The following is a 24,350-nucleotide window of genomic DNA, read 5'->3' as shown; positions in this document are numbered from 1 at the left end:
TCAAGAAAGCAGCGGAGAGATTGCACTGTCCAAGGCCGTCCAAACAGCCGCGACACGGGGCTGATGGCGCAAATTGGGGTGCGCCGTGAGCCAGACGGGAAGCGAGGGTAGGCGCAGTTCAGGCAAGACCGCGCGAATGCCGGCGGTGCGTTCCGCCACCAACTTCTGCCCCGCGCCAATGCCACAGCCGGCCGCGACAAAGTTCCAATAGGCTACCTGGTCATCGGTGCAGGTGGTGAAGAAATCGCGCGTCACATCCATCCCCATCTGGCGCATTCCGCGCAGGATCAGATCGCTGCGGTCGTAGCCAACCATCTGATGATGGCGCAGATCAGCGGGGGCTTTCGGCAAACCGTGGCGGGCGATGTAGCGCTCTGAAGCGTAGAGCCCAAGGGGCAGATCACCCAGATGCTTGGCCACCATGTCCAACTGCGTCGGGCGATACATGCGCAGGGCAATATCGGCTTCGTGGAACAACAGGTTTTCAGAGGTGTCCGTGGCCACGACATCCAGGGCAACGTTGGGATGATCCTCGCGTATTTGGGCAAGGATATCGGGCAGGATATGGGCGGTCACAAAAACCGAGGCGGTAATTCGCACGCGGCCACTTGTGTCGGGCGATTGCCCCGCCGCCAACACGCTGACGGCCTTCGCCGCCGCGTCCATTTGCCGGGCGGATGGCAGGAGTGTTTCGCAAAACGGCGTTGGCGTCAGGCCACGGGCGTGGCGGGTGAACAAGGGCTGCCCCAAGGTCTGCTCGGCTGCTTTGATCTGACGCCCCAAGGTGGGCTGTGTCAGCTTCAGCTGATCCGCCGCGCCCGAAAGAGACCCGGCCTCTGCCACGGCAAGAACGGCCCGCAGAAGGCTCCAATCCAAAGACGTATCCATGCGTTTATGTATATCATAAGCCCATATTTTCGCAATATAAATACGAATGTGCATGGACAAGAAAGGGGTCAGCAAACAAGGAGAATCCACATGCCCCGCACCGCTCTTATTCTTGGATCAAACGGCCGGTTTGGCCGCCACATGGCCACTGCGCTTTCCCGTCATGGCTGGACACTGCGCCGTTTTGACCGAGCTATGGATACCCTGCCAAAGGCCGCCCGTGGGGCTGATCTTATCGTGAACGGTTGGAACATGCCCTATGCGCAATGGGCCGAAGAAATCCCCCGGCAAACGCGTCAGATCATAGATGCGGCCACAGCCACCGGCGCGGCGGTTCTGATCCCCGGAAACATCTACGTTTACGGAGAGGACCTGCCAGAAACCCTGACCCCGGACACGCCCCACCAATCCACGCACCACCTGGGAAAAATCCGCCGCAAGATGGAGCAAGCCTACCGCGACGCGGGCGTTAAGACGATCATCCTGCGGGCAGGCGACTACCTTGATACCGAAGCCTCGGGCAATTGGTTCGACCTGATTATTGCGGCGAAGATCGCGAAGGGGAAGTTCAGCTATCCCGGTCCCTTGGACCGTACCCACGTATGGGCCTATCTGCCCGACGTGGCCGAGGCTGGTGCCCAGATCGCCGAAAGGCTGGACAGCTTGCCGGTGTTCTCGGACATCCTGTTTGACGGCTTCACGCTGACAGGGGCAGAGATGGCCGAGGCCATAACCCGCGCCACCGGGCAGCCTGTGTCGCCGAAACAGATGAGCTGGCTGCCGTTCTACATCGCACAACCGTTCTGGAAAGAGGCCAAGCACCTGCGAGAGATGCGCTATCTCTGGAACCGAGCCCATCGTTTGGATGGCACCGCCTTGGCCCGAGCGGCCCCCGGTTTCACGCCGACCCCCTTGGATGATGCCTTGCGTCAGGCAACCAAGCCGTTGCTTCAGTAATCCACATCGACCCAGACGATCCGGTGGTCCGAGGCTTCTTGCACAGCCTCGACCAGTGGCCCGTCTGTGGGCCAAAACACGCCCGCGTCGATGACACTCAGGGTGCGGGATGGCAGCAGATAATCAACCCGCAGATCGCCGGGTGACGGCTCGTCCCAATCGGCGGTTGGCAGGTTGGGTAGCGGGTCTTGCAAGGTGGGATGCGCCAACAGATCCTGCACGGGCGCGCGCAGCCCCTCGCCGCCCGATGGATCGACGTTGAGGGTGCCCATATAGGCGAAATGCCGGGGGGCGGAGGTGTCCAGATACTGGTGCCAGAACCGCGTTTCATCGGCGTTGCGCAGGCCGTTGCGATCCTCTGGACCGTCGAACACGGGGGTTGTTGCGTGAGACATAAGAATATGGAGCGGGCCATTGGGGGCCAGCACCTCTACCTCCCACGCGCCGACGGAATGTAGGCGAAGCAGGGGAAGGGCGGCGACAAGATTAACCCCGGCGGCGCTGTTGCCGGGCAGATCGGCCCACAACATATCCGAGAAATCCTGCACTTGTCCCAAGGGATAGCGGGCCAGCAACGCCATGCCGCCTTGGCCGTTGAACCTGCCATATCCATGGGCATCCCGAGGGCCATCAATGCGCCCGTCCCCGTCCAGATCAAGCCCCGTCAACAGCCCGGAATTGGGACGGAGGGTAAGAAAATGCGGATAGCCAAGCGCCTCGGCCAGTGCTGCAAGGGCAAGATGATTGCCGTCGTAGTCAATGTCTTGCAGGGCAAGGATATCGGGGTTGATCGCCGCGATAACGTCAATCGTTGCCGCAATCTGATCGTCTTGGCGCAAGATATCGCGCAGGATCAGGCCGGGGCCACGGGCGGAAAGATCACTATGAAAACTCGCAAGTCGAAGCGGGTCAGCCTGCGTCGCACCCGCGCTTAAGCAGCCGACGAGGACAGAACAGAGCCCGACGCATTGATATCGACGCCGGCCATCAAACGGGCCCGGCGAGACCGGATCATCCGTGCCACGCGAAGCATCGCCTGGCCCCGTACAATCAGGCTGAGGGGAAGGAACATCCATATCGTAATCGCCCATACCATTGTTTGCGGCGACCGGAGGATGGACACCTGCAACTGACTGGCCGCCATGACGGCCACCACTGGAATTACAAATGGCGCGAAAATTCCAAAGATAATGTTAACGCGGCCGTCACGGCTTAACCTTTTAACAACATCTCCGCCCGCGGTGGGGTCGAAAGTGGGCAGGTTGATCCAAACATTGAAGCTTGATCCTCGGTTCGGCCAATTTCCAAGCCGCAGGAGCGTCGCGAACAAGAACAACGAGATCAACGTCAGAAGAATGGCCAAACCGGCCATCGCCTGGATTTGCGCAGCCATGGTCGGATCAACATCGGCTGGTAGGTTGGTAACGATGATGCGCAGAGGGCTGTACGGAAAGTCGAGCGCTTGCCCAACCACGTAGCCAAGGGCCGTCACGACCATGGAAAAAGTAGACCCGTCATGGGTGCTACCGCTGATTACGCTCAACCCAAAAAGCATCAGAAAAAGCGCAACCGCACGGATACGGTTTATCGGCGGCGCGTCGCGGAACTCGATCAAGCTGGGGCATTTCGCGCCGTATTCAAACAGGATGATCGTGGCAAAAGCCAAGGCTACCAGAGTCGCCATCTGAGCGCCTTCAGCGGTTGTCCCCGGCAACAACAGGGACGGCGTCAAAACGACGATAATGATCATAATCGCCCGCAAAAGCGCGCCGACCAATCTGGTGAACACTGCATCTACCTCAAACATGGTGTCGGTTCATGCCAACACACTTATTCTGCCTTCTGACCCATTTCGTGGCGCGATTGGTCCAATTTCATGTGAATTGGTTCCACCACACCCAGCATGGGCACTATTTTGACACAATTGTGCCCAATTTGGCTGGATGCCGCAATGCAAAACGGCGCCCTTTCGCGTGAAGGACGCCGTTTAAGAGGCTGAGATGTCACTGTTTTGCACCACAGCGACTCTGCATTGGGCGCGATTAGACCCAGGGACGGGCCTGCGCTGCCTCCGCTTCAAATGCCTTGATGGCGGGCGCTTTTTCCATCGTCAAACCGATGTCATCGAGGCCATTCATCAAGCAATGCTTGCGGAATGCGTCAACTTCAAAGCTGATCGAGCCGCCATCGGGGCCGGTGATGGTCTGGCTTTCCAGATCAACAGAAATGACAGCGTTCGCGCCGCGATCGGCGTCGTCCATCAACATATCAACCTGCTCTTGCGGCAAAACGATGGGCAGGATGCCGTTCTTGAAGCAGTTGTTGTAGAAAATATCGGCAAAGGATGGCGCGATCACACAGCGGATGCCGAAATCCAGCAACGCCCAAGGGGCATGTTCACGGGACGAGCCGCACCCGAAGTTATCGCCCGCCACAAGGATTTGCGCTTCACGGTAGGCGGGTTTGTTCAGCACGAAATCAGGGATTTCGTTGCCGTCGTCGTCAAAGCGCATCTCGTCGAACAGGTTCACCCCAAGGCCCGAACGCTTGATCGTCTTCAGGAATTGCTTGGGAATAATCATGTCGGTATCGACGTTGATCAGCGGCATAGGTGCTGCGATGCCAGTCAGTTTGGTGAACTTGTCCATGGGCGCTCTCCTTCGTTCAAAGGACGGATTAGCGCCTCGCCCCGGTCAGGGCAAGGCGTAGGGCCGGAGTTCATCGGCCGTTTGCAGCGCCGCCGTGGTTCATGGCGCGGTGGAGAACGTCATATTGGCCCAGTGGGTGACCCAGATGGCATCCCCGTCCTCGGCAGGTTCGACAGCTTCCAAAAAGACCGCGTCGGCCATGTAGCTCATGCCCGGTTCAATCGGCAGAAGCACGACGCCGTCGGCATCTGTGCGGTGATAGGTGATTGTCACCTCGCCCTCGGCGTTCTCTGCAAACAGTTCGACCTGATAATCGGCCTGTAATGCGTCATCGTACCAAAGCTGCATCGGCATCCCCCCAGAGATGTCGTCCGTATAGGGATTGGCCAGCGCCACCAGTTCCGTGCGCATCCCCACGCGACTATCTGCGCCGGCGCCATCGCCGATGGCGACCAGGGACTTGGCGTAGCGGATGTAATCTTCGGTCACGTTTTCCTGGCTCAGGCCCCGCTCTGCGTGCATCGCGGTGACATCGCCCAGATCTTTGTGGACGGCGAAGTTCAGGAACCGTTCCCACGTGGACCACGTAAGTTGGTTGGCTGTTGTCTGGTGCACGATGACGGCAAGCCCTTCGGCCAGATCGCCCATCCGCAATGCAGGGATATCGCCGAAACGGCCTTCCGCCTGTAGTGCCTGGCCGCCGTTCATCACCTCGAAACGATCAAAATTGCGAGGCAGAAAGCTCATCGAGGCGCCTGAAAACTCTTGCCCGACCCGAAGATCCGCCAGAAGTGCCTCCCCAATTTCGACCGTGAAATCTTGCGGGTCGATCCAAAATTCGTGAGCAAAGCCCTTGCCGGGGATGGCCAGAGCCGCAATTGTCGCGAACAGATATACGGGTTTCATCAAGAGGGTCCTTCAATATGATTGGTTTAACCATGGTCCGGCGCATCGCGCTGTCAATGGCGCTTGTCTTCACGGTTCTGCCAGCTTGGGCCCATGAGATACGCCCAACCATCGCAGATATCGAAGTGGGCGAGACGGAAGTCACCATGGCCCTGCGTGCGACGTTAGAGGCGTTGATCGCTGGCATCGACGTCAGCGCGGTGGAAGACACAGACGCCGCGCCGGAAGCAGAAACCTACGACCGCTTGCGGGCAATGGACCCGGCAGAACTTGAGGCCGAGCTTCGCGCGGCGTGGGACCGTATCGCCCTTGGCTTCATCATCGAGGTGGACGGAGAACGGCTGGAGTCGCAGATCATCGCCGTGGACATCCCCGAGGTGGGCGACCCAGAGCTACCGCGCGATTCCCTGCTGACCGTGGGCGCGACCTTGCCCGAAGGGGACGCCGGCGTGCAGGTCGGTCTGTCGCCGCAGTTCGGCACATTCGTTCCGCGCCAGGTGGGCGGCGGCGATGATGCCTACGAGGGCTTCCTTGATGGTGGTGAGTTGACGCCAGAACTGCCCCGCGCGGAAATCCTGACCGAAGGCGCGATGGAGGTCTTTGTGCGCTACGTCGTGTCGGGTTTTGATCATATCATTCCCAAGGGGCTCGATCACATCCTGTTCGTACTTGGCCTGTTCTTCTTTGCCACCCAGATGCGCCCCCTGCTGTTGCAGGTCACGGCCTTTACGGTGGCCCATACGATCACCTTGGCCTTGGCGGCCACCGGCGTCGTTTCCATCCCCGGTAGCGTGGTGGAGCCGCTGATCGCCGCCTCCATCGTCTATGTCGCGGTGGAAAACATCCTTGGGATCGGCAACACCAAGTGGCGCACGATATTTGTGTTCGGTTTCGGTCTGCTGCACGGCTTGGGCTTCGCCAGCGTTCTGGGTGATTTCGGCATCGCCTCGGGTCGGTTCATCGAGGCGCTGATCGGCTTCAACATCGGCGTCGAACTGGGCCAATTGGCCGTGATCGCCATCGCCTTCGCTTTGGTCGGCTGGTTCATGAAGAAGGACTGGTATCGCACCGCTATCGTGATCCCGGCGTCCTTGGTAATCGCCGCGATCGGCGCATGGTGGGTGGTTGAACGGACCCTTCTTTGAGCTTCGTCCGAGAGAATGCCCGGTGGCTCGCCACCGGGTTGCTTCTCAGTCTCGGATCGTCGTTTGGGCAAACCTATTTCATCTCGATCTTTGCGGGTGAAATTCGGCTGGCCTATGGGCTGACGGATGGTCAGTGGGGGGGCATCTACACGGTTGCAACGGTGTCGTCGGCCTGCCTGCTGATCCTGTTCGGAGGGCGTGCCGACACCGTGCCGCTGTCGCGGCTGGCGCTGATTGTGACCAGCTTCTTGGCGCTCGCCTGCGTCTTGATGGCGTTCAACTCATCGGTTTGGGTGCTGCTGATCACGGTCTTTCTGCTGCGCTTTTGCGGCCAAGGCATGATGACCCACATAAAGGCCACCGCGATGGCACGGTGGTTTGTGGCGACAAGAGGCCGCGCCATGGCGCTGACGAACCTTGGCTATCCCGTGGGCGAAGCAACGCTGCCCATCGTCACCATCCTGATCATCGCGGGCATCGGGTGGCGGGCCACATGGGCCGTTGCGGCGGCGGTCATTGTGCTGGCCCTGATCCCCGCGCTCATGTGGCTTCTGGCCCAAGACCGTGCGCCCGCCGGATCAAACGGTGGCCAAGGCGCGCCGGGCATATTTGGCAAGCATTGGACCCGAGGAGAGGTGCTGAGCCATCCATTGTTCTACGCCCTCGTGCCCCTGCTTCTGACGCCGGGGTTCATCGGCACTGTGGTCTTCTTCCACGCCGTTCATGTGGCCGAGGTGAAGGGCTGGACCCTGACCGCCATGGCCCCGAGCTATGCGGCCTATGCGGCGGCCAGCGTGGCGACGGGGCTTGTGGCGGGATGGGCCTCGGACAGGTTCGGACCCGCTCGGCTGATGCCGATTGTGCTGGTGCCCATGGGCCTTGGCATGTTCCTCATCGGCCCATCGGAAACGCCCCTTGGATGGGCTGTGGCATTGGCTCTGGTGGGGGTGACCCAAGGCACGGCGGCGGCGCTATCGGGCACGCTGTTGCCCACCTTGTTCGGCACCAATCACCTTGGCTCTGTCCGCTCTATTGCGACCGCAATCATGGTGTTCGCCACGGCGATCGGGCCGGGGATTACCGGGTGGTTCATTGATCGGGGTGTCACTTACCCGGAACAGGGTGTCACCCAAGGCGTTTGGTGCCTGGTGCTGTCGCTGGTCTTGGTGCCGGTAATGCTGTGGTCCGAGCGGTTGCAAACGCAAAAGGCGCCCGGTTAGGGGCGCCTTTCAGTTGTGCATTCAGAGAGGGGAGGACGAGAGATTATTCCCAGCCCGCCTCGTTGAAGATCTGCTGAGCAAGGGGCAGGTTACCCGCCACTGCGGCAAGGCTCACGTCGTCGGCTTCAAACGCGCCCAATTCCTGTGCCGAGGCCGCAATCGCCACGCCTTCCACAACGGGATATTCGTCGTTGCCGGCGCTGAAGTATTCCTGCGCTTGGTCAGAGGCGAGGTATTCCATGAACGCAATCGCTGCATCCAGATGCGGCGCATTTGCCGCCACACCGCCGCCGGACAGGTTCACGTGGGCGCCGTTGCCACCTTGGTCAGGGAAAACCCAACCGATGTTTGCACGGTCTTCCGCGCTCAGGCCTTCCACATCGCGGCGGATGGAGCGTGCCATGTAGTAGGTGTTCGAAACAGAGATATCGCATTCGCCGGAAACCAAACCGCGCAGCTGGTCGGTATCGCCGCCCTGTGGATCACGCGCCATGTTGGCCACAACGCCTTCGGCCCAATCGCGCGCGGCTTCCTCGCCGTGGTTCTCGATGAGAGAGGCCAGAAGCGTCTGGTTGTAGGTGTTTGTGGAAGACCGGATACAGATCATGCCCTCGTAGGCAGGATCGGCGAGGTCAAGGTAGTTTAGGGGCGGATTTTCGACACGCTCGGTATCATAGAAGATGATGCGGGCGCGTTGCGAGAAGCCAAACCACATGTTGTCGTCGTCGCGCAGGTTCGCGGGGATGCGCTCGGCCAGCACGTCGCTTTCAATCGCCTGAAGCACGCCCATATCGGCGGCCCGTTGCAAGCGCGAGGTATCAACCGTCAGGAACACATCAGCAGGAGAGTTCGCACCCTCGGCCGCCATCCGCGCGATCAGCTCGTCGGCATTACCTTCGATGCGGTTGATGGCGATGCCGGTCAGTTCCGTGAAGTCGGAATAGAGGCGTTCGTCCGTTTCATAGTGGCGCGAGGAATAAAGGTTCAACTCTTGCGCCTGAGCGGCCAGAGCCGTGGACATGAAGATGGTGGTGCCTAGAAGGGCGGACAGTGTGCGAGTCATCAGAGGCTCCTTGGATAACCTTACTAAAACAGTCAGGTGCTTTCAATCGGAGACTCCCCCTGCCGTCAAGATGTATCCGACAGAAACTATCAGAAACGGAGCCCCTTGCGGCTGCGAGGAGGGAGCGTAAGGTCCCGACGAGTGGTGAGAGGGAGGAAGCTAACCATGCGCGCAGGCTTGTCTTTTTTGATCGTCGCCTACTGCCTCAGCCAATTTTTCCGCGCTTTTCTGGCGGTCTTGGCTCCGGTGCTTCGGGGTGAACTTGGCATGACGACTGAAGATCTCGCCACGGCCTCGGGCCTTTGGTTTGCGACGTTTGCCGTGATGCAGCTTCCCGTTGGATGGGCGTTGGATACCCTTGGGCCGCGCCGAACCGCTGCCAGCCTGTTCCTGCTTGGGGCGGCGGGTGGTTGCGTTGTGTTTGCCTTGGCGCAGGGTCCGGGCGGCATCATTCTCGCCATGGGCCTGATCGGCATCGGCTGCTCGCCCGTGTTGATGGCGACCTATTATATTTTCGCCCGTACCTTCTCTGCCGCGATGTTCGGCACCTTGGCGGGCGTCACTGTTGGCGTCAGTTCCCTCGGCAACCTCTTGTCCGCCGCGCCGTTGGCCTGGGTTGTTGAGGCCGTGGGCTGGCGCGAAACCCTGTGGATCGCCGCCGCTTTCACCGGCCTCATCGCCGTTGGGGTTCTGGCCTTCGTGCGCGACCCGGCCAAACCCGACGGCGAGGCGAAGGGCAGCTTCCTTCAACTTCTGCGCATTCGTGCTCTCTGGCCTATCTATGTGGGGATGCTGGTGTGCTATGCGCCCACGGCGGGTATCCGAGGGCTATGGATCAGCCCCTATGTCAGCGATGTCTTCGGGGCCACGTTGCAACAGATCGGGGTCGCGACACTGGCGATGGGTCTGGCGATGGTGGCGGGTAACTTCTTGTACGGTTTCGCGGATCGGCTGTTTGCCAGCCGCAAATTGACGGTTCTGGTGGGGAATGCGGCCGTTGCCCTGCTGTGCCTCTCGTTCTTCCTGCTTCCGCCCGTAAGCTACGCAATTTCCGTGGCTCTGTTCGTGGCCATCGGCACGTTTGGCGCATCCTATCCGGCGGTCATGGCCCATGGCCGCACGTTTCTGCCCCACCACCTGACAGGGCGTGGGGTGAGCTTGATGAACCTGTTCGGAATTGGCGGCGCGGGCGTCATTCAGTTCGCTTCGGGCCCGATCCACGGCGGGTTAAGCACCACCATGGGGGCAAACGTGGCCTATGGCGCGTTGTTTGCGATTTTTGCGGCGGCGATCCTTGTGGGGCTCGCCGCCTACGCGTTTTCTAAAGAACGGCCTGATTAGGCCGCTTTACTATGGCGCGACAGATTAGGCCGCTTTGCTGCGGCGGGGCCGCCGAGGTTTGCGGGCCTGGCCATTGCCGCCGCCGCCACCATTGCCGCCGCCGCTTTTGCCCTGAGGCTTGCGACCGCCGCCGCCACCGCCACCGGGACGACCACCACCACCGCCGCCACGACGCCGCCCACCGCGCTGAGGTTTCTCAACCTTCACCGCTTCGGGCCGTGTGCCAGAGGCTACGGGGATAGTGATCTTCATCAGCTTCTCAATCTGCACCAACAGATCGACTTCTTCGGCGGAACAGAACGCAATCGCTTCACCCTCACGACCGGCACGGGCCGTCCGGCCAATGCGGTGCACGTAATTGTCGGGCGTGTCGGGAAGCTCATAGTTGATGACATACGCCACGCCGGGGATGTCGATGCCCCGTGCGGCCACATCGGTCGCCACAAGGATCTTGATCTGACCATCACGGAACGCCTTGATCGCGCGGTCGCGCTGACCTTGGCTTTTGTTGCCGTGGATGGAGGCGGCGTTGTAGCCGTCTGCCACAAGGCCCTTCATCAGCTTTTCACAGCCATGCTTGGTGCGACCGAAGACCAGCACCAGCGCATCGGGATCCTGGTCCAGCACTTCGCGCAGCTTCGCAGGTTTCGCGGGCTTGGGCATGAAATGCACCGACTGCGTGACCTTGTCCGCGGCCTTACCGGGAGGTGAGACCTGAACCCGCTTGGGGTTGTTCAGATAGGCACCGGCAAGTTCTTCCATCTGCTTGGGCATGGTAGCCGAAAACAGCATGGTCTGGCGTGGTGTCCCAAGAGCGGGCGCAATTTTGCGCAGGGCATGGATGAATCCCATGTCGAGCATCTGGTCCGCTTCATCCAGCACAAGGTGCTTCACGGTCGAAAGATCAATCGCGCGACGGTCCATCAGGTCCATCAGGCGGCCGGGTGTGGCGACAAGAATATCGGTGCCGCGTGACAGAACGCTGATCTGGCGGCCAATGCTTTGGCCCCCCACAACGGTCGTGATCTTTACCGGTGTGCTGTTGGAGAACACGCGCAGGTTGTCGGCGATCTGGTTCACCAGCTCTCGTGTCGGAGCAAGGATCAGGGCGCGGGCCGTCTTCGGCTCGGGCTTGCCGTGCAGAGACAGAAGATGCTCCATCAACGGAAGGCCAAATGCCAGCGTCTTGCCGGTGCCGGTTTGGGCAAGGCCCATGATGTCGTGACCATCCAGGGCGATTGGAATGGCTTGGTTCTGGATTGGTGTAGGCTCTTTAAAGCCGGCCTCTTTCAGGGTCTTCGCAAGGATCGGCTTCAAGCCGAGCATATCAAAATCGAACAAATCGTATCCTTCGTAACGCGAACCGAAGGCACGCGCGGAATGCACCACAGAACTGTGGCGCGGCTAGGGTGCGACCGGGCGGCTCATCCGCCGATCGTCAGAGCCCTGCGTGATGGGGGTCTTGGAAAAGTATGTCGGTGCTGTGGGCCCGTTTCCCGCGAAGGGCGTAGGCGACTGCTCACGCGGCAGTGCAGCATCCGTAGGGTGCAGATGGGGCAGTTGGCCCCTTAAGTCAAGCTTTGTGAACATCGGGCCAAATCACGGGCAATGATGCAACCGTTCAATAAACTTCACGCCAAGTACCCTTCCCTTGAGATTAGGCATCCATTATGTGCCGCAACATCCAACCAAAGGATTAAGGCAATGGGTTATAGAGTCGTCGTTGTGGGTGCCACCGGGAACGTGGGCCGCGAAATGCTGAACATTCTGGACGAGCGCCAGTTTCCAATTGAGGCGATCGAGGTTCTGGCCTCCCGTAAATCTATCGGGACGGAATGCTCTTTCGGCGACAAGACCCTGAAGACAAAAGACCTCGACACCTTCGATTTCACCGGCTGGGACATTGCGCTGTTCGCCGTGGGTTCGGAAGCCACGAAGAAATACGCACCCGTCGCCGCCAAGGCGGGCTGTATCGTGATCGATAACTCCTCGCTCTACCGCTACGACCCCGACGTGCCACTGGTGGTGCCAGAGGTGAACCCCGAGGCGGTTCATGATTATGCCAAGAAGAACATCATCGCGAACCCCAACTGCTCTACCGCGCAGATGGTCGTGGCGCTGAAGCCCCTGCATGACCGCGCCAAGATCAAGCGCGTCGTGGTCAGCACGTATCAGTCTGTCTCCGGCTCTGGCAAAGAGGCGATTGATGAGCTGTGGAAGCAGACCAAGGGCATCTACGTGCCCGGCCAAGAGGTCGCGCCCGAGGTCTACACCAAGCAGATCGCCTTCAACGTGATCCCGCACATCGACGTGTTCATGGACAGCGGCGACACGAAAGAAGAATGGAAGATGGTGGCCGAGACGAAGAAAATCGTCGACCCCGCCATCAAGGTCACGGCCACCTGCGTGCGTGTCCCGGTTTTCGTGGGGCATTCCGAGTCTATCAACATCGAGTTTGAAGACTTCCTCGACGAAGATGAGGCCCGCGATATCCTGCGTGAAGCCCCCGGCATCATGGTTGTCGATAAGCGCGAAGACGGCGGCTATGTCACGCCGATCGAATGTGTCGGCGACTTTGCCACGTTCATCAGCCGTATCCGTCAGGACGTGACGATTGAAAATGGCCTGAACCTGTGGTGCGTCTCCGACAACCTGCGCAAGGGCGCGGCCCTGAATGCGGTGCAGATCGCCGAGACCCTGGGCAACCGGGTGCTGAAAAAAGGCTAACACCTTCAGCCGTTTAGACTGACATCGAGAAAAATTCTGACGCAGGCCCAAGGAATCCCCTTCGGCCTGCGTCTTATTTTGTAGAACTGGCCGGGATCGGTCGGGTTTTCCGCCCTTGGCAGAGGCGGCGTTCCTGAGTGAGATTGGCTGTGACCCATCGTGCAAGGGCGGCCCCCCGTTTGCCCATCTCGTTACTGAAGGACTGACTTCCAGCCCTGTCGCTCCGCCATATGAGGACCAATTTTATGAAACGTATTCTTCTGACCACCGCGCTTTGCGCCACTCTTCCTTTCGCGGCCCATGCCGATGATATCGTGATCCGTGCTGATCTGGCCGAGGCGACAGTCTTTGGTTCCGGCGCCGAGGTGTCGCGGGCTGGCACCGCGGTTATCCCTGCTGGACGCCATCGCCTGCTGATCGCGGTGCCTGATCTGGATTCCATTTCGCTACCGCAGATCGCCGGCACGGACGGCGTGCGTTTCGGGCCGCCAACGCCGCTTTATAACCATCCCATCGCAGAGGGTGCGCTGGATACCGCCGCCCAAGCCACAGCCCGCGAGGCCGTAGAAGCGGCGGAAGACGCCATGGCCGAGGCGCAAGATGCGCTGACCCAAGCCGATGCCGAGCTTCGCGCGATTGAAACGCAACAGGGCTACATTGCCGCCATCTTGCGCGGTGGGGAAAATGGCGTGGCGATGCCCGACGACCCCGCTCAGGTGGCGCTGTTCCTGTCCACCCTGGGCGCAGAGACCGCTCGGTTGGCAGCCGAGGCCCTTGATGCCCAAGTCGCACGCCGGGATTTGGTGGAGGCGCTCACCGACGCGCAGCGCGCCTATTCCGACGCCGCCCGCGCCTTGCAAGCGTTGTCGCCATTCGGCCAGCAGATCAACGCGATTTCCGTGGATATTGTCGCCGCGGAGGAGACTGACATCGACGTGGTGCTGGCGTACTTCACCCCCAACGCCGGCTGGCGTCCAAGCTACGAGCTGGATCTCGATACCGAGGACAGCACCTTGGCGATTGATCGTTTCGTGACCTTGCAAACCTACGGGCCCGCCCGTTGGCAGGACGTTGACGTGATATTCTCCACCGCGTCGCCGGACCGGGCGCGGGAACCCTCTGCTCTGGCGTCTCGTCCAGCGCGGTTACAGGAACCTGTCATTGCGCAAGGCGGGGCCCTCAGCCGCTCGATGGAAATCGCAGATTCGATCCCCATGCCTGCCCCTATGGTGACAGGTTTCTCCGCTGGCGCCCCCGTAGTGACGGTTGAAGAGGTTGCCGTAACTGCCGCTTTTGAAGGGTTGTCCGTGTCCTACGCCTACCCCGAGCCGATCAGCGTATCGGCCACGGGCGAGGTTCTGCTGGCGTTCGATACCGTCGATTTGGTCGTCGAGCAGGAAAACCGCGCAGTTCCGCGGTGGGATGAAACGGCCTTCCGTATTGCGATGGTGGAAAATGACAGCGGCGCCCCGATCCTGCCCGGTGACGCCCGATTCTACCGTGACGGCGCGTTGATGGGCGAAGGGGCCTTGCCGCTGATTCCCGCAGGGGCCGATTCCGAAATAGCCTTTGGGGCGCTCGATCACCTGCAACTGACGTGGATTGATCGGTCTTTGGCCGAGGGGGACAGGGGGTTGTTCGTAACCTCCTCCACCCAAGCGCGTCAGATCGCGTTCGGTGTGGAAAACACCGGGACCGAAGCGGAAAGCGTGCGCATCCTCTATGCCACACCGTTTGCCGAGCAAGAGGATTTGGACCTCGACCTGACCCTCAGCCCGCGTCCGTCTGAAGAAGATATCGACGATCAACGCGGCGTCCACGCCTGGGATATGACACTGGCTTCCGGCGCAGAGCAGTTGATTGAAATGGAAGTGGAGTTCACCTTCCCCGAGGGTCAGATTCTGGACTGGCGCCCCTGATCATTCATCCTCAAACAAGATGAGGTCATCGTCATCGGTGCCCGCAAAATCATCCGAGTCTGAAAACAGGCTTGGGTGTTTTGATGTCTTGGGAACGGTGCGTCTTAGAACCCTCTGCGCCACGTGGGTGTGGGAATGGCCCGGAAAGGGCGCATCGAAACGGCGGATCAGATCGGCGTAGGACCACCCGAGGGAGGACGCCTTGCATATCCGTGTCGCGGTGGTTGTGGAATAAAGCGCCAAGCCGCCGCCCCGCTCGCGGAAAGTGTAGCCGTGAGTTGCAAGACGGTCCTGCAAGTCGGCCCATCCCTTGGCTTGTGAAAGATCAGCTGCGAGGAGCGCCCGCAGGGGCGCGAGGAGGTCAGACGGCTCCTCCGCCCGAAAGGGCGTCTTCGCCGCTTCAAGACGCAGGCTTTTCGATATCAGACGAGCAGCGTGATCCGCCGGTGCCATGCCCGCCGCCCGTGCGCCTTGGCGCAGGGCGTGCAGCATTTCTGGCGGCAGATCAATCACGAGGGGCGCGGTCATATCCATGACCCAAGACTTGCCGATTCTAGTTGATGGAAGGTTAACCTAGCCCTCGACCGTTTCTTGCAGTCGTGCCAACCCGCGTTCGTAATCGGCACCGACCCACTGGTCCATCATCAGACCAAACCAGCGCCCAACCGGCCCGCTGCCCATGTCGGCGGTCAGGCCCCACACAACCCGGGTCCCGTCGCCTTCCGGCGTTAGCCGCCACCAGGCTTCCGCCGTGCCCATGTCCCCAAAATCAAGCGCGGTGCGCACGCTCTCATTCTCCACCACTTCCAGAATCTCTTGCCGCCCGTTGCCGACGTTGGGATGATCGGATTCCCAGACCATCACATTGCCGACGCCTGTCTCGGGGCCCGAATAGGTGACTACCATCTCCGGGTCGATATCGCCCCATGGGGACCATTCCGAAAAGGATTGCAGCGAATTCACGTGGGGGAACACGGCCTCGGGGGCGGCGTCTACAATCACATCCCGTTCCACCGAAACGTAGCGGGGCAAGAACATGCCCACGATGGCTACAACGGCGACAAGGACCACCAATCCAATCAGGATGTTTCGGATCAAGCGCATGGTGTCCTCCGTTTATCGCCACTGTGCAATTGCCCAAAGACTACCACGGATTGGCCGAATCGTTTGGATAAAATTGGCCCTTCGCCCCCGAACGTACCACCTGCGTCGGAGACCAAAGGTCTTTTTGGTTCAGGTTGGCTTGAAGCGGCCAACGCTGCCGTCGACGGTTTCAAGGTCCATATCTGCGATATCGGCCCATAGGCCGTGCAAAGTGAGGGTGCCAGCGTCCACGGCATCCTGGACGAAAGGATAGGTAAGCAGGTTCTGAAGGCTGACGTGGATGCCCTCTTTCTCCAACGCCTTTTGGCGTTGGGCAGATTCTTCGATATGGGACACCGCGTCGAAGCCGGGGCGCAGAACGTCCAGCCAACGACCGATCAGGCTGTCTTGTTCATCGAGCTCGGGCGCGTTGCCTTCACACATGGAAATACACCCGGCCACGCCACCGCAATTGGAATGGCCCATTACCAGAATATGCTGCACCTTCAAGTGCTTGACCGCATACTCTACCGCTGCACCGGTGCCGTGGTGGTTGCCATCGGGCGTGAAGGGCGGCACCAGATTGGCGATGTTGCGGTGGGCGAACAACTCTCCGGTGCGCTGCCCGAAGATGGAGTTGACCGCCACGCGACTGTCGCAGCAGGCAATGACCATTGCGCGGGGGTGCTGGCCCTCCGTGGCCAATTTTCGGAACCAATCCTTGTGCTCTGGAAAGGTGTTAATCTTCCAGTGGTTGTAACGCTCCAACAAATATTCGGGCAGGGAGTGTACGCGATGCATTAATCTACCTTCTGGCTGGTGTGGTTTCCTTCCTTAACCTGCATTCGCCGCGAATTGGAGATGCTTTTGCCTTCGGAGTAAATCACTTCTTCAGCACAACCGCGCATACCCTCCTCCAATATCCCAATGGTGGGCGTCCTGTGGTGGGGGCGAACGAAGTGGAGTGAGAAATGCTGCTTACAGCTAGGGCCGAACTGTGCCCGACGATCGCAACAATTGCGCCCGAAGAACCGGCGCGATTCAATCCTGAATGTCTGGAAGAACTTTGCCTGAAAATAGGGGAGGTCCGTGCCGAGGCGGAAGTCGCCCTTGCGCTGCACCGCATATCGGAAGTGCTGCCGACGCTTGATGCCACGTGCCGCCGCAGCGGGCGGGAATTTGTGGTCGCGTTAGAGCATCTTTGCAAGGACGCGGACCTGATCGGGATGGCAACACTGGCGCGGGTGGCGCGGGATGTGCTGGAGACCTACATCGCCGGGAACGAGGTCGGTTTTTCCGCAACCATGGCCCGGCTGGACCGTGTCGGGGAACGCTCTATCCATGCGGTCTGGGATCTGGAGGATCTTTCCGGCTGATCTGGCCTTGCAGAGCAGGCTCTGACCTATAGGCTGGCGCCAATTAACAACGGTGCGCTCCCTATGACGATGACGTTTGCTCAGGCCAGCTCGGCGGCCCTTCCCATTCTGCTGACCAGCCCGGAAGATTGCGAAGATACCCTGGCTGGATTACCCGAAGCGCAGGCACAATGGGCCGCGTTTCATAACTTCACTGGCGCGTTGGGGCAAAGCCTGGTTCTGCCCGGTGACGCGATGGCGCGTGTCCTGATTGGGACAGGCACCGCCGCTGATCGGGCCCGCAAGCGGTTTGCCATTGGCGCGGCGATTGCCGCCCTGCCAGAAGCGACCTACGCCCTAAGCGCACTGCCCGCTGGACAGGGTGAAGAGATCGCCCTTGGCTATCTGTTGTCCCTCTATCGTTTTGACCGTTATCGCAGCCAGCCGCGCCCAAAGGCTCGGCTTGTGGCGCCCGATGGGATCGACGCCGATCGCCTCTTGCTGATCGCGCAATCCGAGGCCCTGACCCGTGACCTGATCAACACACCGGCGGAAGATATGGGCCCCGATGCCTTGGAAGCCGCCGCGCGCGCGCTTGGGGCTGAGTTCGGAGCCGATGTGCGCACCGTTGAAGGAGCAGACCTGCTAAAGAAGAACTTCCCGTTGATCCACACCGTGGGCCGCGCCGCAGCGATATCGCCGCGTCTGATCGAGATGACATGGGGCGACACCGGTCCAACCCTGACCTTGGTGGGCAAGGGTGTGTGCTTTGATACCGGCGGGTTGAACCTGAAGCCCGGCGCGTCGATGGGGATCATGAAGAAGGATATGGGCGGCTCGGCCAACGTCTTGGGCCTCGCCCGGATGATAATGGCGAGCGGTATGGCCGTGCGGCTGCGCGTGTTGATCCCGGCGGTGGAGAACAACGTCGCCGGCAATTCCTTCCGCCCCGGTGATATCTTTACCGCGCGCAACGGGCTGACGGTTGAGATCAACAATACCGACGCAGAGGGACGCTTGGTTTTGGCCGACGCGCTGGCCTATGCTTCCGAAACGCCACCGGATCTGTTGATCTGCATGGCGACCCTGACAGGCGCGGCGCGGGTGGCTGTTGGCCCCGATATCGCGCCGTTTTTCACCGATGATGACCCGCTGGCCTTGGCGCTCTCAGCGTCCAGCGCCGCTGTCGCGGACCCGTGCTGGCGTCTGCCATTCCACGATGCTTATGAGCCGATGATCGAACCGGGTATAGCGGACCTCGACAATGCGCCGGCGGGGGGCATGGCGGGGGCAATCACGGCGGCGCTGTTCCTGCGACGCTTCGCGCCCGTGCCCCGGTTTGCACATTTTGACATTTACGGCTGGCAACGCACCAACGCCCCCGCCCGCCCCAAAGGCGGCGTCGGCCAAGGTATTCGCGCGTTGTTCAATGCCCTACCCGAGGTTCTGTCCCAATGAACGATCCCCGTACGACCCCCTACAATGGCCGCGTTGCCCACACCTCTTTGAACGGAACGGTCGAGGCCGAACGTTACTCGGAAGGACGCTGGATGATGGTGCAGCAGCCCATTGCCAACCTGACCGACAAACCCCGCGGGGCGCGGGCGTCACAGCTGGTGTTTGGTGAGCGATTTCTTGTGCTCGACACCGAAGATGGTTTCGCCTTCGGCCAATCCGAGCGGGACGGCTACGTCGGCTACATCTTGCAAGGGGCCCTAACGGGAGCGGAGCCTGCGACCCATTGGGTGATCTCCCCCGCGACGCATCTGTATCCAAAGGCGAATTTGAAGGTGTCGCCGGATGTGTGCCTATATTTCGGAAGCCAGGTGAAGGTGACCGGGGAAAGCGGTGACTATAAGCGCATCCACACCGGGCACTTCATGCCGTCGCAGCATCTGATGCCGATCAAGGCACGGTTCGCGGACCCGGTAGGAATTGCGGACCTGTTTCTGGGCACCCCCTATCTTTGGGGCGGCACCAGCCGCTGGGGGATTGATTGCAGCGGGTTGGTGCAGGCCTGTCTGATTGCCTGCGGTGTCGATTGCCCCAGAGACAGCGATCAGCAAGAGGTGGCACTGGGGGAGGACATCCCCAGCGATGAGACATTGAAGCGCGGAGATATTATTTTCTGGAAGGGTCACGTGGGCTTGATGGCCAGCGACCGCATGTTGCTGCACGCGAATGCGCACCACATGGCGACGGCCTACGAACCACTGAAGGACGCTGCCGCGCGGATCGAGGCCAGTGAGTATGGGCCGATTACATCGCGCAAGCGGTTAACGCTGGGGTAGGGTGTTTGCGGCGGGCCGACCCTCCGGGGGGAGGTGTATTTGCCAAGATGAAGGAGGGAGCGCGGTTGCGGTGGTGTGGATTTAATCCACGACCCGGATCATTTTGCGCTCCAGGACCCGAAGGACGGTCTTCAGGTCGTGGCCTCGTTTCAGGATGCGGCCATCCATGCCGATGACAGCGTATTGGCCCTGTTTTTCGCGCAGTTTGGGGCGTTTTTCGATCCGGTAGATCGGGTTTTCAGCCGTGCGTTTGAAGATGGAGAAGACGGCGACGTCTTGCAGGTGGCTGATCCCGTAGTCGCGCCATTCGCCCGCGGCGACCATGCGACCGTAGAGGCCGAGAATGGGGCCGAGTTCGGTGCGGTGGAACGCCACTTGGGTCTGGGTGCCCGAACCTTGGTTGTTTTTCGGCCCGGTGGGCTGGAACTGGATTGCCATGGAGCGATGGTGGGGTTTGGTGCTGGTGGGGTCAAGCGGTGGCGCGTGAAAAACCTGCGTGGCCTAGCGGAAAGGCGGCATCCGCCTACCTCAGTCAGGTAACCCGTCGATGCGGGGTATCACGTGCAACGCATCGTCCCAGCCGGCTCGTGAGCCAGTGCAGATATGCGCCGCGGGCCGCAAGGTCAGCTCTGTATCGATGGCGCCGGCGGGAACCGACAGAAAGCCCTTTTGCATCACAGGCATGGCCGAGCCGCAGCATGTGCAGAATGCCTTCACATGGCGCGTTTTCGGCAGTTGGAAGACCGCGACAAGATCTGCGCCCGCCAGCCATTCGAGCTGTGCCGAGGTGGAGAAAAGGTTCGCTGAATGGGCCGAGCCGCTGTCCTTCCGGCACCGCGTGCAGTGGCACAGGAAGAAATGCTCGAACGCGCCGTCGATACGAAAGCGTACCGCGCCGCAAAGGCATGCGCCATTCGCCGTCTCGCCCATTTCTTGCCTCCTACGTCGGATTGTTCTTGCGTGTGCAGCTTGAACCGACCGGGCGGAGGGCTTCAAACGAAAAAGCCCCACACGGCTGGGTGCGGGGCTTTCGGTGTCCTGGAGTGGCAGTTTACGCCCGCACGAGCTTCTCGTAGCTCTCTGCGATGTCGCGGGTCAGGGCACCGACTTCGAAGTTGTAGTCGGCGATGCTGCCCACGGGTGTTACCTCGGCTGCGGTGCCGGTTAGCCAGCACTGCTCGAAGCTTTCCAGCTCTTCCGGCATGATGTGGCGCTCGTGCACCTTGATCTGCTTCTCTTTCAGCATGCCAATGACCGTCTGGCGGGTGATGCCGTTCAGGAAGACGTCCGCCGTTGGGGTGTGCACCTCTCCGTCCTTCACGAAGAAAATGTTCGCGCCCGTCGCCTCGGCCACGTAGTTGCGGTAATCCATGAACAGCGCGTCGGAGCAGCCCTTGGCCTCTGCCGCGTGCTTGGAAGTGGTGCAGATCATGTAGAGGCCCGCGGCCTTGGCGTGGACGGGGATCGTCTCGGGTGAGGGGCGTTTCCACTTGGAGATGTCCAGCTTCGCGCCCTTCATCTTGGCGTCACCGTAGTAGCTGCCCCACTCCCATGCGGCGATGGCAAAGCGAACAGGGTTGCGTGCCGAGCTGACGCCCATGTCCTCGCCCGCGCCGCGCCAAGCAATTGCGCGGATGTAGGCGTCGGTCAGGTTGTTGGCCTTCATGACCTCATATTTCGCGGCCTCAATTTCATCCACCGTGAAGGGGATTTCAAAATCGAGGCAAGAGGCGGAATAGCGCAACCGTTCGGAATGCTTGCGGCTTTCGAAGATCTTGCCGTTATAGGCGCGCTCGCCCTCGAACACGCTGGAGGCGTAGTGCAAGGCGTGGCTCATCAGGTGGACATTGGCAGAGCGCCAGTCGACGAGATTGCCGTCCATCCAGATCACGCCGTCCCTGTCGTCATATGTTGCCATTGGTCTCGTCCTTCAATGTTGCCCAGATCATAGGCCGTATTTTCAAAAGTTGCGTGATTTGGGTCCGTTTCGGACATAAAGTTACGCAATTCGTCCATTTTGCTAGCAATTGATTCTTGGAAAGTCAACAAGGCTGACTTAAACTGAAGCTTATACGAAAGGGGGGCTCATGTCAGATCGAGGCGCAGCCATGGGGCGTGGGGATAGTTTGCTATTTCTCACCGACGAACAATTGCGCCGCGGCAGTGAGGCGATGTTTTTTGCATATCGGGGGTTTACCGCCGATCCTGACCTGATCCTGGCAGAGCGTGGCTATGGCCGTGCCCACCACCGGGCGATCCACTTCATCAACACGACGCCCGGGACGACGGTGAACAACCTGCTGTCGATCCTTGGGGTGACGAAACAATCCCTGAACCGGGTTCTACGTGCCCTGATCGAAGACGGCTTGGTCGAGGCCCGCGTTGGCACCCGAGACAAGCGAGAGCGGCACTTGTTCCTGACCTCAGAGGGCGAAACGCTGGAACGCGCCCTGAGTGAGGCACAGCGTAATCGGTTAAGGGCCGCTTTTCGCAACGCCGGGCCCGATGCCGTGTCAGGTTTTCGCGCTGTCTTGGAAGAGATGATGGACCCGGACATGCGCCGCCACTACCTTGAGGGTGTGGAACAGAACCAATGACAGATATCGGCGCCCATCTTCTGATCGTCGATGACGACGAGCGTATTCGCACGCTTCTTCAGAAGTTCCTGATGCGTAACGGTTTTATGGCCACAGGCGCCCGCAACGCTGCGCAAGCGAGGGTGCTGTTGGCGGGGTTGAGCTTTGACCTGATCGTGCTGGACGTGATGATGCCCGGCGAGGATGGGTTGAGCCTGTGCCGTGATATTCGCACGACGGCGGCCACACCGATCCTGCTGCTCACCGCCAACGGGGAATCTGGCGACCGGATCGAAGGGTTGGAGGCGGGGGCCGACGACTATCTTGCCAAGCCGTTTGAGCCGAAAGAGCTGCTGCTCCGCATCAATGCAATCCTGCGGCGGATGCCTGCCCCGGTAGAGGATGCGACGGTGCCGCAAGTCCTCCACCTCGGGCCGGTGCGCTATGATATTGAACGTGGAGAGTTATGGCAGGGCAAAGACCCCGTCCGACTTACCGCGACCGAGGCGGCGTTGATGCGCATCTTCGCCCACCAACCCACTGAAGCCCTGTCGCGCGGAGAGCTTGTGAGCCTGCTGAACCGAGACAAGGTCGGTGGAGAACCGGTGCAGGAACGCGCGGTCGATGTGCAGATCACGCGATTGCGCCGCAAGATCGAGATGAACCCGAAGCAGCCTCGCTATCTGCAAACCGTGCGAGGCGCGGGGTATATGCTGGCCCCGGATTGACGCCATTGGGTCTGGTCCCGCAGCAGAGGTCCGGCCCCCGCTGCGGTCTTGACGATCAGGGCAGGAAGACGGCTTTGGCATTCACGAACTCTCGCACCCCAAAGCCGCCGTGTTCACGGCCGTATCCCGAGTTCTTCACGCCTCCGAACGGCATGTTGGGATGTGCCGCACCAAAGCCGTTGATCCGCACCATGCCCGTATCGAAATGGGTGCGTGCCAGCTCGATCGCGCGATCCTCGTCTTTCGAGAAGATCCCGCCCCCCAAGCCATAGCGACTGTCGTTGGCGATGCGCATCGCGTCGGCATCGTCCTTGGCACGGATCACCGCAGCCACCGGCCCGAAGATTTCATCGTCGTATGCAGGCATGCCCGGCGTGACATCGCCCAGAACCGTGGCGGGGTAATAGGCCCCGTCGCGATCCGCGACCTTCCCGCCGCAAAGTAGAGACGCCCCGCATCTCACGCTCTCTTCAACCTGTTCGTGGACTGTATCGAGTTGACCCTGGCTGCTGAGAGGGCCCAATTCGGTTGCCTCGTCGGTCGGATCGCCAAGCGTGATGCCCTCCATCGCCTCCACAAAAGCCGACACGAACTGGTCATAGACCTTGTCAGTCACGATGAATCGCTTGGCGTTCACACAGGTCTGGCCGTTGTTGTAAAGACGGCCCTGAACAGAGGTTTTCACGGCGAGTTCCACGTCGGCGTCCTCTAGGACCAGGTAGGCGTCGTTCGAACCCAACTCCAACACTGTCTTCTTCAAGGCGGCTGCGGCCTTTCCGCCGATATGGCGGCCAGCATCGTCCGAACCGGTCATGGTCACGCCACGCACACGGTCATGGGCAATGATCTCGTCCGAGGTATCGTGGTCGATCACCAGCACCTGAAACAGATCTTCCGGGAAGCCGGCCTCGATACACAATTCCCGCAGGTGCAGGGCGCTGCCGGTGCAGAGGGACGCATGTTTCAGAACGCATCCGTTTCCGGCCATGACGGCGGCGGCCAACACGCGAAGTGGCTGGTAGATGGGGAAATTCCAGGGCTGGATCGAGTAGATCACACCGATCGGCTGATACGTGACCAAACCCTCGGCCCCGTCACCCAGATCGCGCTTTTCGTCCGCGAGCAGTTTAGGGCCGGTTTCGGCGGTGAATTCACAAATCGCGGCGCACAACGCGACCTCGTCTTGCCCGCCCGAAATCAACTTACCCGTTTCGCGGGTCATCAGCTGCGCGAGGTCGTCGGCGTTGTCACGCAGGACTTCAGCCAATCTGCGCAGGACTGGCGCGCGGTCTTCTGGCGATTTCTTGCGCCACTCAAGATGTGCGGCATGACAAGCCTCGACCGCTGCGAAGGCAGTGTCGCGGCTCATCATTTCATATTCGGCGATTTTCTCGGCCGTGGCGGGATTGATGGTCTCGATCTTTGACATTGAACAGGGTCCTCTAGATACACTAACCAACAAACGCCCGGCGCGTGTGCCAAGTTCCCCGGGGGCGTGACCGC

Annotated in this window: 25 protein-coding genes; 11 read left to right on the top strand and 14 right to left on the bottom strand. The window is 60.5% G+C overall.

The genetic code is table 11. From position 1 onward, the window contains the following. Positions 1-888, bottom strand: coding sequence for a LysR family transcriptional regulator (locus tag AADW23_RS03485; RefSeq protein WP_341863140.1), 888 nt, complete (start codon positions 886-888; stop codon positions 1-3). Between the two features lie 90 nt (positions 889-978). Between AADW23_RS03485 and AADW23_RS03480 the strand changes: the two genes are divergently transcribed. Further along, positions 979-1,845 (top strand): epimerase, encoded by an 867-nt coding sequence (locus AADW23_RS03480; RefSeq protein ID WP_341863139.1) that lies wholly within the window; start codon positions 979-981, stop codon positions 1,843-1,845. Here the strand turns inward: AADW23_RS03480 and AADW23_RS03475 are convergent. From AADW23_RS03475 to AADW23_RS03460, 4 genes are all read right to left on the bottom strand, one after another. After that, positions 1,839-2,684: an endonuclease/exonuclease/phosphatase family protein gene (locus AADW23_RS03475; protein WP_341863138.1), complete on the bottom strand. Its 846-nt coding sequence runs from the start codon at positions 2,682-2,684 to the stop codon at positions 1,839-1,841. The two genes, AADW23_RS03480 and AADW23_RS03475, sit on opposite strands and share 7 nt — an antisense overlap. 92 nt (positions 2,685-2,776) lie before the next feature. Beyond that, positions 2,777-3,652 (bottom strand): hypothetical protein, encoded by an 876-nt coding sequence (locus AADW23_RS03470; RefSeq protein WP_341863137.1) that lies wholly within the window; start codon positions 3,650-3,652, stop codon positions 2,777-2,779. Positions 3,653-3,887: 235 nt separating this feature from the next. Continuing rightward, the gene (leuD, locus tag AADW23_RS03465; RefSeq protein WP_341863136.1) at positions 3,888-4,493 is read right to left on the bottom strand and encodes a 3-isopropylmalate dehydratase small subunit; all 606 of its coding nucleotides are present in this window, start codon (positions 4,491-4,493) and stop codon (positions 3,888-3,890) included. Between the two features lie 99 nt (positions 4,494-4,592). Next, on the bottom strand, positions 4,593-5,399 hold the full coding sequence (locus AADW23_RS03460; protein ID WP_341863134.1) for a DUF4198 domain-containing protein: 807 nt from the start codon (positions 5,397-5,399) through the stop codon (positions 4,593-4,595). 17 nt (positions 5,400-5,416) lie between these two features. Here AADW23_RS03460 and AADW23_RS03455 point away from each other — a divergent pair, with 17 nt between their 5' ends. Beyond that, positions 5,417-6,544 carry a HupE/UreJ family protein gene (locus AADW23_RS03455; RefSeq protein WP_341863133.1) on the top strand — a complete coding sequence of 376 codons (1,128 nt, stop codon included), beginning with the start codon at positions 5,417-5,419 and terminating at the stop codon, positions 6,542-6,544. Continuing rightward, positions 6,541-7,764 (top strand): MFS transporter, encoded by a 1,224-nt coding sequence (locus tag AADW23_RS03450; RefSeq protein ID WP_341863131.1) that lies wholly within the window; start codon positions 6,541-6,543, stop codon positions 7,762-7,764. Before AADW23_RS03455 ends, AADW23_RS03450 begins: the two co-directional genes overlap by 4 nt. 43 nt (positions 7,765-7,807) lie before the next feature. Here the strand turns inward: AADW23_RS03450 and AADW23_RS03445 are convergent, their stop codons facing one another. Continuing rightward, positions 7,808-8,827 carry an extracellular solute-binding protein gene (locus AADW23_RS03445; protein WP_341863130.1) on the bottom strand — a complete coding sequence of 340 codons (1,020 nt, stop codon included), beginning with the start codon at positions 8,825-8,827 and terminating at the stop codon, positions 7,808-7,810. 165 nt (positions 8,828-8,992) lie between these two features. On the opposite strand from AADW23_RS03445, the gene AADW23_RS03440 reads away from it, so the two are divergent. Next, a complete protein-coding gene (locus AADW23_RS03440) occupies positions 8,993-10,168 on the top strand; it encodes an MFS transporter (RefSeq protein ID WP_341863129.1) in 1,176 nt (391 codons plus the stop codon). A gap of 24 nt (positions 10,169-10,192) precedes the next feature. Here the strand turns inward: AADW23_RS03440 and AADW23_RS03435 are convergent, their stop codons facing one another. Continuing rightward, on the bottom strand, positions 10,193-11,509 hold the full coding sequence (locus AADW23_RS03435; protein WP_341863128.1) for a DEAD/DEAH box helicase: 1,317 nt from the start codon (positions 11,507-11,509) through the stop codon (positions 10,193-10,195). 363 nt (positions 11,510-11,872) lie between these two features. Here AADW23_RS03435 and AADW23_RS03430 point away from each other — a divergent pair, with 363 nt between their 5' ends. Beyond that, entirely contained in the window at positions 11,873-12,895 is a 1,023-nt protein-coding gene (locus tag AADW23_RS03430) for an aspartate-semialdehyde dehydrogenase (RefSeq protein ID WP_341863127.1), read from the top strand. A gap of 245 nt (positions 12,896-13,140) precedes the next feature. After that, positions 13,141-14,814: a mucoidy inhibitor MuiA family protein gene (locus AADW23_RS03425; protein ID WP_341863126.1), complete on the top strand. Its 1,674-nt coding sequence runs from the start codon at positions 13,141-13,143 to the stop codon at positions 14,812-14,814. On the opposite strand, the gene AADW23_RS03420 is transcribed toward AADW23_RS03425, so the two are convergent. From AADW23_RS03420 to AADW23_RS03410, 3 genes are all read right to left on the bottom strand, one after another. Then, positions 14,815-15,342 (bottom strand): hypothetical protein, encoded by a 528-nt coding sequence (locus AADW23_RS03420; RefSeq protein WP_341863125.1) that lies wholly within the window; start codon positions 15,340-15,342, stop codon positions 14,815-14,817. Between the two features lie 45 nt (positions 15,343-15,387). Then, positions 15,388-15,918, bottom strand: a complete 531-nt coding sequence (locus AADW23_RS03415; RefSeq protein ID WP_341863124.1) for an SRPBCC family protein — start codon at positions 15,916-15,918, stop codon at positions 15,388-15,390. A gap of 129 nt (positions 15,919-16,047) precedes the next feature. After that, a complete protein-coding gene (locus AADW23_RS03410) occupies positions 16,048-16,698 on the bottom strand; it encodes a carbonic anhydrase (RefSeq protein WP_341863123.1) in 651 nt (216 codons plus the stop codon). Positions 16,699-16,868: 170 nt separating this feature from the next. On the opposite strand from AADW23_RS03410, the gene AADW23_RS03405 reads away from it, so the two are divergent. The 3 genes from AADW23_RS03405 to AADW23_RS03395 all read left to right on the top strand — a co-directional run bounded on the left by AADW23_RS03405 (position 16,869) and on the right by AADW23_RS03395 (position 19,543). Continuing rightward, positions 16,869-17,273: a hypothetical protein gene (locus AADW23_RS03405; RefSeq protein WP_341863122.1), complete on the top strand. Its 405-nt coding sequence runs from the start codon at positions 16,869-16,871 to the stop codon at positions 17,271-17,273. Positions 17,274-17,336: 63 nt separating this feature from the next. Continuing rightward, entirely contained in the window at positions 17,337-18,710 is a 1,374-nt protein-coding gene (locus tag AADW23_RS03400; protein WP_341863121.1) for a leucyl aminopeptidase family protein, read from the top strand. Continuing rightward, positions 18,707-19,543, top strand: coding sequence for a C40 family peptidase (locus tag AADW23_RS03395; RefSeq protein WP_341863120.1), 837 nt, complete (start codon positions 18,707-18,709; stop codon positions 19,541-19,543). Before AADW23_RS03400 ends, AADW23_RS03395 begins: the two co-directional genes overlap by 4 nt. An 81-nt stretch (positions 19,544-19,624) precedes the next feature. On the opposite strand, the gene AADW23_RS03390 is transcribed toward AADW23_RS03395, so the two are convergent. From AADW23_RS03390 to AADW23_RS03380, 3 genes are all read right to left on the bottom strand, one after another. Further along, positions 19,625-19,981, bottom strand: a complete 357-nt coding sequence (locus AADW23_RS03390; protein WP_341863119.1) for a DUF2794 domain-containing protein — start codon at positions 19,979-19,981, stop codon at positions 19,625-19,627. A 90-nt stretch (positions 19,982-20,071) separates the two neighbouring features. Then, entirely contained in the window at positions 20,072-20,473 is a 402-nt protein-coding gene (locus tag AADW23_RS03385) for a GFA family protein (protein WP_341863118.1), read from the bottom strand. Positions 20,474-20,594: 121 nt separating this feature from the next. Then, on the bottom strand, positions 20,595-21,461 hold the full coding sequence (locus tag AADW23_RS03380) for a branched-chain amino acid aminotransferase (RefSeq protein ID WP_341863117.1): 867 nt from the start codon (positions 21,459-21,461) through the stop codon (positions 20,595-20,597). 169 nt (positions 21,462-21,630) lie between these two features. Here AADW23_RS03380 and AADW23_RS03375 point away from each other — a divergent pair, with 169 nt between their 5' ends. Then, a complete protein-coding gene (locus tag AADW23_RS03375; RefSeq protein WP_341863116.1) occupies positions 21,631-22,140 on the top strand; it encodes a MarR family transcriptional regulator in 510 nt (169 codons plus the stop codon). Continuing rightward, the gene (locus AADW23_RS03370; RefSeq protein ID WP_341863115.1) at positions 22,137-22,847 is read left to right on the top strand and encodes a response regulator; all 711 of its coding nucleotides are present in this window, start codon (positions 22,137-22,139) and stop codon (positions 22,845-22,847) included. The genes AADW23_RS03375 and AADW23_RS03370 overlap by 4 nt, the downstream gene beginning before the upstream one ends. A 55-nt stretch (positions 22,848-22,902) precedes the next feature. Here AADW23_RS03370 and AADW23_RS03365 read toward each other — a convergent pair whose 3' ends face one another. Continuing rightward, positions 22,903-24,276: an NAD-dependent succinate-semialdehyde dehydrogenase gene (locus AADW23_RS03365; RefSeq protein ID WP_341863114.1), complete on the bottom strand. Its 1,374-nt coding sequence runs from the start codon at positions 24,274-24,276 to the stop codon at positions 22,903-22,905. Positions 24,277-24,350: the final 74 nt, after the last annotated feature.

Origin of the sequence: Gymnodinialimonas sp. 57CJ19 (assembly GCF_038396845.1) — a bacterium.
GTDB lineage: Bacteria > Pseudomonadota > Alphaproteobacteria > Rhodobacterales > Rhodobacteraceae > Gymnodinialimonas.
Note: the sequence above shows the minus strand (reverse complement) of the source record. Positions and strands in the feature narration are given on the sequence as shown.